The sequence below is a fragment of the Actinomadura citrea genome (assembly GCF_013409045.1).
Taxonomy (GTDB): domain Bacteria; phylum Actinomycetota; class Actinomycetes; order Streptosporangiales; family Streptosporangiaceae; genus Spirillospora; species Spirillospora citrea.
The window spans coordinates 7,591,258-7,605,075 of sequence record NZ_JACCBT010000001.1 but is presented as its reverse complement, the minus strand read 5'-3'; the positions used below and the strand labels follow the sequence as shown (position 1 = coordinate 7,605,075).

Below are 13,818 nucleotides of genomic sequence, written 5' to 3'. Positions count from 1 at the left end.
GGCTTGGCTGTGTGCTGCGGCAACGGGGGCGACAGATCTGAGCGTCCTTGGGGATGCTCGGGTGCGCTTCGGCCGGTTCCGGCGGGCGTCAGCGTGGGGACGTGCCGGGGGAGGCGGACATGGACTTTACGCAGGTTTGTAGGGCGGTCCTGATCTTTTGCAGCTCGTCGGGGGCGGGGGTTCTGGTGGGGTTGGGGGTCGGCATCTGGACGCCTTGCTCGTGCATGCAGTCGTTGAAGGCCTTGACCGCCTTGGACTGGGCCGGGGGGAGGGGCGTGGTCTCGCTGCCTGGGCCGGGCTTGGGGGTGGACGGGGCCGTGGCCGCGGGGGTCGGGGCGGGGGGTGACGACGCGCTCGTCGCCTTGCCGTCGTCGGAGCCGCCGCAGCCGGCCAGGGCCAGCGTCAGCGCCAGTACCGCTACATGACCGCGCTTCAAGGGGGAACCTCCGTGGGACGGGGTGGGGTCGCCCATGATGCGCGTTCGGCCCTCCTTGGGGATACGGGCTCTCGTGACAATGACGCGCGGCCGGGTTAGCACCGCGACCGCAGACGATCAGTACGGAATCGATGGCTTCCTCGGGCATCGCCGAGCCGGCGCCGCTGTGACCTTGGTCGGCCCGAACCACGATGACGCTGCACACCATGGGCGCTCGGCGGCACCGACAACTAGAATTTCCTTGACAAATTATTTTGTCGGTTGGATCCTGGAGCGGTGCTGGAAGTCGCTGTGATCGAAGAACCCGCTGCGGCCGAGGCGTCCCTGGACCCGATCAGGTCACGGATCCTCGCCGCCCTGGCCGAGCCCGGCTCGGCCGCCATGCTGGCCGCCCGGCTGGGGCTCCCCCGGCAGAAGGTCAACTACCACCTGAAGGAACTGGAGCGCCATGGGCTGGTCGAACTCGCCGAGGAGCGGCGCAAGGGCAGCGTCACCGAACGGGTGTACCGCGCTACCGCCGCCTCCTATGTGATCTCTCCCAGCGTCCTGGCCGCCGTCAGCCCGGATCCCTCCCGGTCTCCGGACCAGATGTCCGCCCACTGGCTGCTGGCGCTGGGGGCCCGGCTGGTGCAGGAGGTCGGGACCCTGCTGACCGGCGCCTCTCGGGCCCGGCGGCAGGTCGCCACCTTCGGCATCGACGCGGAGGTGCGGTTCGCCACCGCGGCTGACCGGTCGGCCTTCGCCGATGAACTGGCCCAGGCCGTGGCCGTCCTGGTCGGCCGCTACCACGACGAGTTCGCCCCGCAGGGCCGGAACCACCGGGTGGTCGTCGGGCTCCACCAGGTCCCCGCGCAGCCCGGCGCCCGGAGGACCGCGCCCGGCCCGCAGCAGGTGGACGCGGGGGCGCACGCGGGCGAACCCGAAGCAGGAGAGGAGAACCGACGATGACCCACCCCTTCGAGATCGAGCTGGAGACGACCCTGCCGGCAAGCCCGGAACAGGTCTGGGAGGCGATCGCCACCGGACCGGGGATCGACTCCTGGTTCATGGGCCGCAACGAGGTCGAGCCGCGCGAGGGCGGAGTCGCCGCGATGGAGACCGGAGGCCGCCGGGAGGAAGCGATGATCATCGCCTACGAACCCGGCAAGCGCTTCGCCACCCGCACGGCCACCGCCGAGGACGGCCGGTTCATGGCCTTCGAGTATCTGATCGAGGGACGGGACGGCGGCAGCACTGTGCTCCGCGTCGTTCACAGCGGCGTGCTCGGCGACGACTGGCAGGACGAGTACGACGGGCTGCGCCGCGGCTGGCCCTTCCACCTCCACACACTCCGCGAGTACCTGACGCACTTCCCGGGACGCGCCGGTGTCCCCGTCTTCGCCGTCGCGCCGTCGGCCGGACGCTCGGCGCAGGAGGTTCACGAGGCGCTCACCCGCGGGCTGTCACTGCCGACCCCGGTCGCCGTGGGCGCGCGGGCGCACGCCGAACCCGCGGAGCTGCCGCCACTTGACGGCGAAGTGGTCTGGTCGGACGACGAGCGCATCAAGGTCCGCACCGCGGACGGGATCTACACCTTCCTCCACATCGCCGGCGCGGTGCTGATGTTCCATCACCTCTTTCGGCCGGACACGGACGGGGCCGAGGCGGCCTGGCGGCAGTGGCTGATCGGGCTCCTCGCCTGAGAGCCCCCCAGGTACGCCCGTACGCCGCCGGCGCCGTCGGGCCACCGGGGACTGGACCGCCCCCGGCGCCGCGGAACGACCGCGCTCCGCTCCAACGCGGCCTAAGCGCGTACCGAACAGCCTGAATACACACACGAATGACCAAGGAGTCTTCAATGCGTACCCTGATCAGCACTGCCTTCATGTCGCTCGACGGGGTCGTCGAGGCCCCGGGCGACGAACCGGGCTACCGGAACTCCGGATGGACCTTCAAGGACGTCGAGTTCCTCCCCGAGGCCTACGAGATCAAGGGGCGGGAGCAGATGGAAGCTACCGCGATCCTGATGGGCCGGATCAGCTATGAGGTGTTCAGCCCGGTTTGGCCGAACATGCAGGAATTCGCGCATTACAACACGTTGCCGAAGTACGTCCTATCCACCACCCTCACCAAAGAAGACCTGGTCCCGAACTGGGGCGAGACCACGATCCTGCGCTCACTCGACCAGGTCACCGCTCTCAAGCAGACCGAGGGAGGCCCGATCATCGTCCACGGCAGCGCCTCCTTGAACCACGGCTTCTCGGACGCCGGCCTGATCGACCGCTACCACCTGCTCGTCTTCCCGCTGCTGCTCGGCGCCGGCAAGCGACTGTTCAGTACCACGGACAAGGACGCCCAGAAACTGAAGCTGGTAGAGCACGACGTCTACGCCAACGGCCTGCAAAAGCAGATCTTCGACGTGATCCACTGACAATGTGCTCCGGCATCTCGCTCTTCACCGCGATCGCGGGAGCGGGATGTCGTCCAGGTTAAGAGCCAGTGCCGACCGCGCATCCTGGTCTGGCAGCAACAGCGCGGCCACCAGCTCGCGAGCCCGGCCGGTGAGCTCGGCCTGTCCCGGGCCGGGGGCGAACGTCTCAGGGAGCTGCTGGACCAGGATCTGTCTGCCTCGCCGTCGGAGCCGCCGCAGCCGGCCAGGGCCGCTCCGTGGGGCGGGTGGGGTCGCCCATGACGCGCGGTCGGGTCGGCGCCGCGCATCAAAGCGGTGTGCGGCGCGTGCCGCTTCCTCGTTCGCCTCAACCGGATCGCGGGCCGTAACGTACTCTGAATTGGTTGTCGGAGATCACCCCCGGGTGCGTGGGGTGGACGGACCCGGAGGGCACGCCGCATGGTCTACTACCTGGCTGGAGCGCTGATCCTCTTCTTCGGCCTGCTGGTCTCCATCGCGCTGCACGAACTCGGGCACTTCTCGTTCGCCAAGCTGTTCAAGGTGCGGACCACGCAGTTCATGGTCGGATTCGGGCCCACCATGTGGTCGAGGCACAAGGGCGAGACCGAGTACGGCGTCAAGTGGATCCCGCTCGGCGGCTACATCCGCATGATCGGCATGCTGCCGCCGCGCAAGGGCGACGCGCCCGGGCAGGTGCGGCGGATCAGCACCGGACCGTGGCAGGGGCTGATCGAGTCCGCGCGCGGAGCCTCGCTGGAGGAGGTCGGCCCCGGCGACGGCGACCGCGTGTTCTACGCCAAGAAGTGGTGGCAGAAGCTGCTCATCATGTTCGGCGGGCCCGCGATGAACCTGCTGCTCTCGGTGATGTTCTTCGCGATCCTGCTGATGGGCATCGGGACCAACCAGCCGCAGCCGGTGATCAAGGAGGTCGCCGAGTGCATGGTGCCGGCGAGCGCCAAGGTCGCCGCGTGCCCGGCGAACGCGGCGCCGACGCCCGCGCGGCAGGTCGGGCTGCGGGCCGGCGACCGGATCGTGGCGTTCGACGGCCGGAAGGTCGACGACTACGGGCAGCTGCAGCGCATGATCCGCAGGGACGGCGGCAAGACCGTGCCGATGACCGTCCGGCGCGACGGCAGGGACGTGCGGTTGAACGTCCCCATCACCCGCAACCAGATGTACGACCTCAAGGACGAGGACAAGGTCGTCAACGTCGGGTTCCTCGGCATCACGCCGTCCAGCGCGATCGAGCGACAGGGGCCGGGCGTGGTCGCGAGCACGATGGGCGACCTGACCGCGCGCACCGTCGGCGCGCTGGTGCGGATGCCGCAGAAGATGGTCGGCGTGTGGAACGCGGCCTTCGGCGGCCACGAGCGCGACCCGAACGGGCCGATCGGCGTCGTCGGCGTCAGCCGGATCGGCGGCGAGGTCGCCGCGTCCGACGACTTCACCGGCACGCAGAAGGTCTCCTTCTTCGTGATGCTGCTCGGCTCGCTGAACCTCGCGGTCGGGCTGTTCAACCTCATCCCGCTGCTCCCGCTGGACGGCGGGCACATCGCCGGCGCGCTGCTGGAAGCGATCAAGAAGGCGTTCGCCCGGATCTTCCGCAGGCCCGACCCGGGTTACGTGGACGTCGCCAAGGCGCTGCCGGTCACGTACGTGATGGCGGTCGTCCTGATCGTCATGGGCGGCCTGCTGATCTACGCCGACCTGTTCAACCCGATCCGCGTCACCGGGTGACGTCCGGCATCGTGCCGGTCTTCAGGAAGCCGTCCAGCGCGGCCAGGTAGGGGGCGATGTCGAGGCCCTGCCCGGCCAGCCACGCGTCCGACCCGTAGGTGCCCGCGTAGCGCTCGCCGCCGTCGCACAGGAGCGTGACGACGCTGCCGCGCTCGCCGCGGGCCCGCATCTGCGCGATCAGTTCGGCCGCGCCCCACATGTTCGTGCCGGTCGAGCCGCCGACGCTGCGGCCGCTGACCTCGCTCGTCCAGCGCATCGCCGCGATGGACGCCGCGTCCGGCACCCGGATCATCCGGTCGATCACCGTGGGCAGGAACGACGGCTCGACGCGGGGGCGGCCGATGCCCTCGATCCGCGAGCCCGCCGCGGTGCGCCCGGGGTCGCCGTCGGCGAACGAGCCGTGGAACGCCGACCCCTCCGGGTCGACCACCGCGAGCCGCGTCTGGAACATCCGGTAGCGGGCGTACCGGCCGATCGTCGCGGACGTCCCGCCGGTGCCCGCGCCGACCACGATCCAGGACGGCTCGGGGAACCGCTCCAGCCGCATCTGCTCGAAGATCGACTCGGCGATGTTGTTGTTGCCGCGCCAGTCCGTCGCCCGCTCGGCGAAGGTGAACTGGTCCATGAAGTGGCCGCCGCACTCGGCCGCGAGCCGCCGCGATTCCTCGTAGATCGCCGACGGGTCGGCCACCAGGTGGCAGCGGCCGCCGTGGAACTCGATGAGCTGGATCTTCTCCGGGCTGGTGGAGGCCGGCATGACCGCGATGAAGGGCAGGCCCAGCAGCCGCGCGAAGTACGCCTCCGACACCGCCGTCGACCCGCTGGACGCCTCGATGATCGTCGTGTCCCGGCGGATCCAGCCGTTGGCCAGCCCGTACAGGAACAGCGACCGCGCGAGCCGGTGCTTCAGGGAACCCGTGGGGTGGACGGACTCGTCCTTCAGGTAGAGGTCGATGCCCCACTCCGGTGGCAGCGGGAACACGTGCAGGTGCGTGTCGGCGCTGCGGTTGGCGTCGGCGTCCACGAGCCGGATCGCCTCGGCGATCCATGCCCGGTACCCGGGATCGCAGCGGTCCACGATGCGGCTCATGACGGTTCTCTCCTTGATCGTCGGCAGGGTCCCACGATATCCGCGCATGTCACGGTGCATCATTGAGTGGGCGGGGGGCAGATGATCGAGATGTTCGACGAACGCATCATGGCGACCGGGCGGCTGCCGCTGTTCGGCTTCTTCGTCGCGTTCATGATCACGTTCGTGCTGACGCGGGTGAACGTGCGGCTGATCCGCGCGGACGTCCGCTGGTGGTTCCGGAACGTGAAGGCGGGGGACGTGCACATCCACCACGTCGTGTTCGGCGTGGTGCTGATGCTGATGGGCGGGGTGGCGAGCCTCGCCGTCCCGGACGCCTACGTCGGCCTCGACCTGGCGGCGGCGGTGGTGTTCGGGATGGGCTCGGCCCTCGTCCTGGACGAGTTCGCGCTGATCCTGCACCTCAGCGACGTCTACTGGACGGAGAAGGGCCGCGCGTCCCTCGACGCCGTGTTCGTCGCCATGGCGGTGACCGGGCTGCTGCTGCTCGGCATCCGCCCCCTCGGCTACGAGGGCATCGCGCCCGACCCGGGCACCGGGCTGATCACCCGCGTCTACGTCGCCTCCCTCGCCGTCAACCTCGTCCTCGCCGTGATCACGCTGCTGAAGGGCAAGATCTGGACGGGCCTGATCGGGCTGTTCATGCCCGCGCTGCTGATCGTCGGCGCGATCCGGGTGGCGCGGCCCGGCTCGCCCTGGTCGCGCTGGCGCTACGACCCCGCCTCGCGCCGGTACCAGCGGGCCGTCCGGCGCGAGACGCGGCTCCGGCGGCCGCTGATCCGCGCCAAGATCTGGGTGCAGGAGTTCATCGCGGGCCGGCACGACCTCATCCCGCCCGAGCTGCTGCAGCGCCGCGCCGAGGCCGCCGAGCGGATCCGCCGCCGCAAGCTGGCCCGTGCCGCCGCCCGCGCCGAGCGCTGGGCCGAGCGCCGGGCCGAACGCGGCCGGGCGCGCCGCGCCGAGCGCCGGGCGGCGCGCCGCGCGGCCGTCCGGGCCGAGCGGGAGGCCGTCGCGCGCGCCGAACGCAACGCCGCGGCACGCGCCCAGCGGGAGGCCGCGGCACGGGCGCGCCGCCGCAGCCTGTCGCGCGTGCGGGGGCGGACCGGCTCGCGGATCCGGACGCGCGCCGCGTCCACCCGGCGGGCACGCGGCCGCGGGGAGGAGCCGCAGGCCGGGGACCAGCCGCCGGCCGAGGCCCCCGAGCTCAGCCCGTGACGGGGCTCAGTCCATGACGGGCGCGACGGCCCGGACGGTGTCGATCGTGTCGGCCTCGGCGGCGGACTTGTCGGGCCGGTACCGCAGGACGCGGGCGAACCGCAGCGCGATGCCGCCGGGGTAGCGGGGGCTGTGCTGGACGCCGTCGAACGCGATCTCGACGACCAGTTCGGGCCGGACGTGCACCGTCCAGGAGTCCTCGCGCACGGCCAGCTCGCGCAGCTTCTCGGTCTGCCAGGCGAGCAGCTCGTCGGTGAGCCCCTTGAAGGTCTTGCCGAGCATGACGAAGCCGCCGGTCTCGGGGTCGCGGGCGCCGAGGTGCAGGTTGGACAGCAGGCCCTGCCGGCGGCCGTGCCCCCACTCGACGGCGAGGACGACGAGGTCGAGGGTGTGCCGGGGCTTGACCTTGATCCAGCCGGCGCCGCGCCGCCCGGCGGTGTACGGGGTGTCGAGCGCCTTGACGACGACGCCCTCGTGGCCGCGCGCGACCGCCTCGTCGAAGACCTCCTTGGCCTTCGCGGGGTCGCCGGTGACCACCCGGGGCATCCGCAGTTCTTCGGGGACGACCCGCGCGAGCGCCTCGTACCGCTCCGCCCCGGGCGCGTCGAGCAGGTCCTCGCCGTGCGCGCCCTGCGGAGGGGCGTCGCCGGCCTCCACGAGGTACAGCACGTCGAACAGGAAGACGGCCAGCGGCACCGGCTCGGTGTCCTTCGCCGTGCGCGTCGCGGTGCGGGCGGAGGTGACCTGGAACGGGTGGGGAGTGCCGTCCGGCCGCAGGGCGATCAGCTCGCCGTCGAACACGGCCTCGCGGACGGGCAGCCCCCGCACCGCCTCCACCACCTCGGGCAGCCGGGAGGTGATCTCGTCCAGCGTCCGGGTGAACACCCGGACCCCGCCGCCGGACACGTGCACCTGCGCGCGGATGCCGTCGAGCTTCCACTCGACGGCCGCCTCGCCCCTGAGCTTGGCGAACGCCTCGTCGACCGACGGCGCGGCGGAGGCCAGCATCGGCTTGACCGGCCGCCCCACCTCCAGCGTGAACGCGCGCAGCCCGTCCACCCCCTCCGCGAGGGCGGTCGTCGCGACCGGGCCGAGCGAGCCGCGCAGCATGAACGCGCGCCGGACCTCGGCGGAGGGCACCCCGGCCGCCGCCGCGATCGCCTCGGCCATCACCCCGTCCAGCGCGCCCTGACGCAGCTCGCCCGCCAGCAGCCTGACGAGGAAGCCCTGCTCGGGGGCGGTGGCGCGGCCGAACAGGGCCGCGAGCAGCTCGCGCCGCCGGGCGACCGAGCCGGGCCCGGACACGGCGCCGATCTCGCCGAACGCCTCGTGCACCCCGGGCACGGTCAGGGACGGCTGCGCGGCGGGCGGCGGGAGGTCGCGCAGCGCGGCGTACCCCACCCCGATCTGGCGCTGTGGCAGCTCGCCGGACAGGTAGGCGACGACGGTCGCGGCCTCGCCCGGGTCGGCCGCGCGCAGGCACTCCGCGAGCGCGGACACCTTGGCCTTGCGGCCCGAGGTGCCCGCGACCGCCTTCGAGGTCCGTGCGATGTCCGCTAGCAGCATCCCTTCATTGTGACCACCGGGTCTGACGAACGGCACCGTCAGGGTCCCTGGTCAGGTGCCGCGGCCCTGGTTACGTTGGCAGATGGCGGGAACGGTCGACGGGACGGGAGTGAGGAGCGCGGAGTGGGCCTTCAGCGTCCGGTCGAGCCGTTCCACCGGCCGTACTCCGGCCCGGAGCCGCCGGCCCCGGGCCGCCGCCCGCGCAGGCTGATCGCGGTGCTCGCGGCGGCCGTGGCGCTCGCCGCGGCGACGGTCGTGGTCGTCCTCGTCATGTCCGGGGGGAGCGAGCAGGAGGCCGCCCCGCGGCGGACGCCGCAGGACGGCCCGTCGCAGAGGCCGGGCCGCCCGTCCGGGTCACCGGGCCCGCGGCAGAAGGTGATCAACGCGCTCCCGGCGCCGTGCGGGACGGTCGCGGCGGGCACCGTCGAGCGGGCCGTCCCGAAGGCGACGCGGAGGCAGAGCGCGAACTCGACGCTCACCACGTGCACGTACTCCTCGACCGGCTCGGGGTTCCGCTGGCTGCGGGTGGAGGCGCACCTGTACGCGCCGGGCGACACCGCGACGCCCGTCCAGGACGCCGAGGGCTACTACGACGCGCAGTGGGCGCAGGCGCACGACGCGCCGCTCGTGCGGACCGCGACCCTGGAGCGCCGGGGCGGCATCGGGGACGAGGCGTTCCGCTGGTTCAAGACCGACGAGGGGCAGCCGACCGTGGTCGGGCAGGTCACGGCCCGGATCCGCAACGCGGTCTTCACGGTCAGCTACAGCGAGCAGACGCCGCGCAGGGGGCCCGCGGACGCCCGGGAGCGCGCCTGTCTCGACACCGCCACCGGCGTCGCCCGCGAAGTCCTCGCCGCGCTAAGTCATTCCTGACCTGAATCGGCCGATCACGGCGTCATTTTCGCCGACACCTTCTATGGTGAACCGGTAAAGGGGAGGGAGTGCGCCGATCGAGCTCCCGCGCCAGGCAGGATGATCGGCGCGCGGCGATGCCTGGGGAGGAGGGGGTCGACGTCGTGACCATGCCGTCGCTGGGAGTGTCCTGGGTGTGAGGCGCCCAGGTTGAGCGGCCCGCGCTCGCCTTGGGGCCGCGGAGTGGTCCCTGCTCCGCGGCCCTTTCGCGTGCTCGCGCCGAGTCCAGTTCCACGCCATTGGCGAACCATTTTCTAATAATCGGTTCGACGTCGAGACAAATGGCGTCCCGGTGTACCGGCCACCGCTTCGGAGGCCTCGCCCCGGATCCATATATCGCGTGCCCGGCCGTCCGGGAAACCGCCTCGTCCAAGAACGCGGTGCGTTTTCGGGGCGACCGCGCCATCGTCGCGCGGCGGTGCGGGCCGCGCGCCGCCACGCGTCGCGCCGAGCCCCGCCCCGGAACCGGGTCCAGCGCCGAGCAGGGCTCAGGCCGTCGGACAGAGGACGGCTTCGACGCTTTTGATCATCGCGGGGACGATGGCGTCGTCGCCGGCGGTGCTCCGCGTGACGGAGATGGCGAACTGCTGCCGGCCGTCGGTCGAGGCGAAGGTCAGTGTGGTGAGGCCGGGCGCCGAACCGCCGAGCATCTGGCCTTTGAGACTTCCTCCGCACAGGCCCCCGCCCTGCTGCGCACTGCCACCGGTGAGGACCGCCTGCAGCGGTGGCGGCAGAAGCCTGCCCTGGTTGAGGGCCCGCCGGAAGGTGCTGAGGTCCTGCGTGGTCGAGACGACGCCGCCGGCACCGTTGCCCCAGCTGGCATTGAAGCGGTGCACGTCGCGCGGGGCCCCGGTGGAGTCGGGGTAGTAGCCGTGTCCGTGCGGGCCCTTGATGCCCTGGGGAGGCCTGGTGGCCTGGTAGGTCCCGGTCATGCCGAGCGGGCGGAAGAGACGCCGGTCGAGCTCGCGGGCCAGGGTGTGCCCGGTCACCTTCTCGATGATCATGCCGATGAGGGTGTAGTTGGTGTTGGAGTAGGCGTACGTCTCGCCCGGCGCGCCGGTGCGCGGCCGGCCCCGCGTCATCTTCACGATCTCGATGGGCGGGTAGTAGGTGGTGAAGTCGAAGACGTCGAACGCCGGGGCGGTCGAGCCGCTCTGGTGGAACCAGTCGGGGATGCCGGAGGTGTGCTGGACGAGCTGCTGGACGGTGATCTCGTCTGCTCGTTCCACCAGCCCGTCGGCGGCCACCTCGGGCAGCAGGTCGGCGAGCTTGTCATCCAGGCCGATGCCGCCCTCCTCGACGAGCTGGAGGAGCACGGTGGCCACCATCGTCTTGGATTGCGAGCCGATGCGGAACCGGGAGTTCGCTGGGATCGCGCCGCCCTTGCCGTCGAGCAGCCGCGACCCGGCGGTGCCGCGGCCGGCGGGCTTGCCGTTCACGTACGCGCCGCCGATGGCGCCCACCACGCCGGGCGTCTTGGCCAGGGTCTCCATGGCCCGCTGGACGTCGCCGATCGCGGTGGCGGCGGCGCCCGTCGGGGGCGAGGCGGTGGCCAGCAGCAGGGCTGCCGCGGTCGCGACGGCAGCGGACATGCGCTTCAAGACGATAACTCCTTCGAGGGGACGAAAAGGGTCAGGAGAGTGCCCCGGGACCCGTGGAGCCGCCGGAGTGGCCGAGACGTGCCGGCCGTTACGATGGCGTCCACGAAGCCGCAGCCGTGGAAGGGCTGCCGGCGGGCGGGGGATGTGTCATGCGCCGCGCATGGGTTCTCAACCCTCCAGCCGCACAGGGCGATCATGATCACGCTCGCCCTGTGCGGCTGGACTGATCACTTCACGGGGCAGAACAGCGATTTCAGGGCGTTGGTGATGCGCGCCGGCACGGTGCCGCGCTCGGCGTCGTCCATGGCCAGGGTCAGGGACACGGCGAACTGCACGCGGCCGTCGGATGAGGTGAGGGTCGCGGCGGTGAAGCCGGGGGCGCTGCCTCCGCCCCCGGCGGCGAACTCAGGGTCGCCGGAGCACGGGCCGCCCCCCGGCTGCGGCGCCTGGCCGGCGGGCGGATCGGTGATCACCTTGGCCAGGGACGCCGGCAGCAGCCTGCCCTGGCGGAAGGCGCGTTGGAAGACGCTCATCTCGCGCGCGGTGGAGATCCCGCCGCCGGCGCCGAGCATGGTGGTGGCGTTGAGCTTGTCGGCATCGCGCATCGTGCCCGTACCGTCCGGGGCGTAGCCGTGCCCGTGCGGGCCCTTGATGCCCTCGGTCGCCTTCGTGGGCAGGTAGGTGTGGCGCATGCCGAGCGGGGCGAAGAGCCTCCGGTTGAGTTCGGCCGCCAGCGACCTTCCGGACAGCTTCTCGATGATCATGCCGAGCAGGATGTAGTTGGTGTTGGAGTAGTTGAAGGCGCCGACCTCCACGGGCCGGGCGTTCTTGCGCGAGAGCGCCAGCAGGTCGGTCGGGCTGTAGTTGCGATCGGGGTCCAGGGCTTCGGGGCCGAGGTAGTCGGGGATGCCCGAGGTCAGCTGGATCAGGTTGCGTACCGTGATCTCGTCGGCCCGTTCCACCAGGTCCTTTTCCGCCACCTCCGGCAGGACCTCGCTGAGTTTGTCGTCCAGGCCGAGCTTGCCCTCCTTGACCAGTTGAAGCGCCACGGCGGCGGTCATGGTCTTGGTCTGCGAGCCGATCCGGTAGCGGGCGGTCGACGGGACGGCGCCGCCCTTGCCGTTGAGCAGGCGCGACCCGGCCGATCCCTTCCCGACTTGTTTGCCGTCCACGTACACCTCGCCGATGGCGCCGACCACGTGGCCCGTCTGCACCAGGTTCTCCATCGCCTTCTGCACGTCCCCGACCTCGACGGGGGCGGCGGTCGTCGAGGCAGTGGTGGGCGGAGCCGCGCTCAAGACCAGCGCCGCGCACGCCAACGAGGCTGCGCCAGTGAGTGTCGCTCGACGCAGAATCATGCAGTCTCCTTTTCCAGTTCCGAATACCCGGCTGTCGAGCCACAAGTTCTAACGAGGGTGGCGTTTCCTCGGCGTTAGCCGTGCCGGCCGAGTGACTCTGCACGGCGCCCTAAGCGCAGGCGCGGACTTTCGGGGCGGCGTGCACCCGTGGGGCCGTCACCCGGTCGTGCAGGCGGCCCGTTCGGGGGCGAAGGCGCGAATGCGGCGACGCCGGATGCCGTCGGCCGCGAGAATGACGTCGTCCGGCCCGGAGCCTGCGCGGACCGGGTGATCGGTGCGCGGCGAGGCCTGGGGAGGAGGGGGTCCACGTCGTGACGATGCCATCGCTCGGAGTGTCCTGGGTGCGTGACATCCGGGGCTAGCAGCCCTTACTTGCCCTTGGGCCGCGGAGTGGTCCCTGCTCCGCGGCCCTTCTCCCGCTCGCCCCAGGTCCATTTCGCACCATTGCCGAACCATTTTCTAATCATCGGTTCGACAATGGTACGAATGGCGGACCGATGTATCGGTCACAGCTCCAGCAGCCCCGCCCGGACCCATACGTCGCGCGCCCGGCCGTCCAGGAAACCGACCTCGTCCAGGAACGCGGTGCATTTACGGAACGACCACGCCATCGTCGCGCGCCGGTGCGGGCTGCGCGCCGCCACGCGCCGTGCCAGCTCCGGATCCAGCCCCACCGCCGTGTAGCAGGACGGGTGGACGAGCTGCGCGGCCATCAGCCGCGTGGCCTGCGCCATCCCGTAGGCCACCATCCGCCGCCGCACCGGGGGGATCTCCGCGACCAGCCGCTTCAGCTCCTCCCGCGCGTACCTGATGTGCCGGGCCTCCTCGACCACGTGGATCCTGGTGACCTGGCGGATCATCGGCTGGACGTCCTCGTCCGGGAACGTCAGCCGCTGGAACGCGTCGGTGAACTCCTCCACGATCAGCGTCCCGGCGAACATCGGCATCGGGTCGTACACGGCGCCGAACAGCTTGGCGAAGTGGAACTCCAGCGCCCGCGGCCGGTGCGTGCGCAGCCCGCAGGCGCGCACCATCCGGCCGAACATCTTCGAGTGGCGGCACTCGTCGGCGATCTCCGTCAGCGCGTACGCCACGTGGTCGCTGTCGTAGCGGTGCCGGTAGGCGTGCATCACCAGCGACTGCATCAGCAGCATCTCCGACCAGATGCCGAACGAGGCGATGCTGCACATCTCCCGCTTGGTCAGCTCCACCCGCTGCCGGTGGGTCAGCCCGTCCCACAGCGGCGTCTCGTAGATCGACGTGAGCTGGGGCGGGAAGTAGAACACGTCCGGGTCCTGCGGGGCGTCCCAGTCGACGTCCACGTCCGGGTCGAAGGAGTGCTTGCGGGACGCGCGCAGCAGCCGCTCGGCGACCACCTCCCGATGGGTCAGCTCCAGCGTGTGGTCGCCGTCGCCGCACCGGATCCGCGCCGTCCAGTTCCGCGGACGGCCGTCGCTCAGCAGGACATCGGGGGGCATCGATCCTTCTCCTCTCACCGCGGGGAGAGTCGGGGG

General features: G+C 71.4%; 12 protein-coding genes. 6 read left to right on the top strand and 6 right to left on the bottom strand.

Going from position 1 to position 13,818, the window contains the following annotated elements:
• Nucleotides 1–88: 88 nt before the first annotated feature.
• Nucleotides 89–436 (bottom strand): hypothetical protein, encoded by a 348-nt coding sequence (locus tag BJ999_RS34755; protein WP_179837184.1) that lies wholly within the window; start codon nt 434–436, stop codon nt 89–91.
• A gap of 276 nt (nt 437–712) precedes the next feature.
• On the opposite strand from BJ999_RS34755, the gene BJ999_RS34750 reads away from it, so the two are divergent.
• The 4 genes from BJ999_RS34750 to BJ999_RS34735 all read left to right on the top strand — a co-directional run bounded on the left by BJ999_RS34750 (nt 713) and on the right by BJ999_RS34735 (nt 4,562).
• Nucleotides 713–1,384 (top strand): ArsR/SmtB family transcription factor, encoded by a 672-nt coding sequence (locus BJ999_RS34750; RefSeq protein ID WP_179837183.1) that lies wholly within the window; start codon nt 713–715, stop codon nt 1,382–1,384.
• Nucleotides 1,381–2,118 carry an SRPBCC family protein gene (locus BJ999_RS34745; protein ID WP_179837182.1) on the top strand — a complete coding sequence of 246 codons (738 nt, stop codon included), beginning with the start codon at nt 1,381–1,383 and terminating at the stop codon, nt 2,116–2,118. The genes BJ999_RS34750 and BJ999_RS34745 overlap by 4 nt, the downstream gene beginning before the upstream one ends.
• 155 nt (nt 2,119–2,273) lie before the next feature.
• Nucleotides 2,274–2,846, top strand: a complete 573-nt coding sequence (locus tag BJ999_RS34740) for a dihydrofolate reductase family protein (RefSeq protein WP_179837181.1) — start codon at nt 2,274–2,276, stop codon at nt 2,844–2,846.
• A gap of 417 nt (nt 2,847–3,263) precedes the next feature.
• Nucleotides 3,264–4,562, top strand: a complete 1,299-nt coding sequence (locus BJ999_RS34735) for a M50 family metallopeptidase (protein WP_179837180.1) — start codon at nt 3,264–3,266, stop codon at nt 4,560–4,562.
• On the opposite strand, the gene cds1 is transcribed toward BJ999_RS34735, so the two are convergent.
• On the bottom strand, nt 4,552–5,652 hold the full coding sequence (gene cds1, locus BJ999_RS34730) for an L-cysteine desulfhydrase Cds1 (protein ID WP_179837179.1): 1,101 nt from the start codon (nt 5,650–5,652) through the stop codon (nt 4,552–4,554). The two genes, BJ999_RS34735 and cds1, sit on opposite strands and share 11 nt — an antisense overlap.
• Nucleotides 5,653–5,733: 81 nt before the next feature.
• On the opposite strand from cds1, the gene BJ999_RS34725 reads away from it, so the two are divergent.
• On the top strand, nt 5,734–6,867 hold the full coding sequence (locus BJ999_RS34725; RefSeq protein WP_229809968.1) for a hypothetical protein: 1,134 nt from the start codon (nt 5,734–5,736) through the stop codon (nt 6,865–6,867).
• Nucleotides 6,868–6,873: 6 nt separating this feature from the next.
• Here BJ999_RS34725 and BJ999_RS34720 read toward each other — a convergent pair whose 3' ends face one another.
• A complete protein-coding gene (locus tag BJ999_RS34720) occupies nt 6,874–8,433 on the bottom strand; it encodes an ATP-dependent DNA ligase (RefSeq protein WP_179837178.1) in 1,560 nt (519 codons plus the stop codon).
• Nucleotides 8,434–8,556: 123 nt separating this feature from the next.
• On the opposite strand from BJ999_RS34720, the gene BJ999_RS34715 reads away from it, so the two are divergent.
• Entirely contained in the window at nt 8,557–9,306 is a 750-nt protein-coding gene (locus BJ999_RS34715) for a hypothetical protein (protein ID WP_179837177.1), read from the top strand.
• A gap of 527 nt (nt 9,307–9,833) precedes the next feature.
• On the opposite strand, the gene BJ999_RS34710 is transcribed toward BJ999_RS34715, so the two are convergent.
• From BJ999_RS34710 to BJ999_RS34700, 3 genes are all read right to left on the bottom strand, one after another.
• Nucleotides 9,834–10,937: a serine hydrolase domain-containing protein gene (locus tag BJ999_RS34710; protein WP_179837176.1), complete on the bottom strand. Its 1,104-nt coding sequence runs from the start codon at nt 10,935–10,937 to the stop codon at nt 9,834–9,836.
• Between the two features lie 236 nt (nt 10,938–11,173).
• A complete protein-coding gene (locus BJ999_RS34705) occupies nt 11,174–12,304 on the bottom strand; it encodes a serine hydrolase domain-containing protein (protein ID WP_179837175.1) in 1,131 nt (376 codons plus the stop codon).
• Between the two features lie 506 nt (nt 12,305–12,810).
• The gene (locus BJ999_RS34700; protein ID WP_179837174.1) at nt 12,811–13,782 is read right to left on the bottom strand and encodes an AurF N-oxygenase family protein; all 972 of its coding nucleotides are present in this window, start codon (nt 13,780–13,782) and stop codon (nt 12,811–12,813) included.
• Nucleotides 13,783–13,818 lie beyond the last annotated feature (36 nt).

Excerpts from the sequence above, each read along its gene's own strand:
- BJ999_RS34745 (WP_179837182.1), top strand. The coding sequence starts at position 1,381 with ATGACCCACCCCTTCGAGATCGAGCTGGAGACGACCCTGCCGGCAAGC.
- BJ999_RS34740 (WP_179837181.1), top strand. The coding sequence starts at position 2,274 with ATGCGTACCCTGATCAGCACTGCCTTCATGTCGCTCGACGGGGTCGTC.
- BJ999_RS34735 (WP_179837180.1), top strand. The coding sequence starts at position 3,264 with ATGGTCTACTACCTGGCTGGAGCGCTGATCCTCTTCTTCGGCCTGCTG.
- cds1 (WP_179837179.1), bottom strand. The coding sequence starts at position 5,652 with ATGAGCCGCATCGTGGACCGCTGCGATCCCGGGTACCGGGCATGGATC.
- BJ999_RS34725 (WP_229809968.1), top strand. The coding sequence starts at position 5,734 with ATGATCGAGATGTTCGACGAACGCATCATGGCGACCGGGCGGCTGCCG.
- BJ999_RS34720 (WP_179837178.1), bottom strand. The coding sequence starts at position 8,433 with ATGCTGCTAGCGGACATCGCACGGACCTCGAAGGCGGTCGCGGGCACC.
- BJ999_RS34710 (WP_179837176.1), bottom strand. The coding sequence starts at position 10,937 with ATGTCCGCTGCCGTCGCGACCGCGGCAGCCCTGCTGCTGGCCACCGCC.
- BJ999_RS34705 (WP_179837175.1), bottom strand. The coding sequence starts at position 12,304 with ATGATTCTGCGTCGAGCGACACTCACTGGCGCAGCCTCGTTGGCGTGC.
- BJ999_RS34700 (WP_179837174.1), bottom strand. The coding sequence starts at position 13,782 with ATGCCCCCCGATGTCCTGCTGAGCGACGGCCGTCCGCGGAACTGGACG.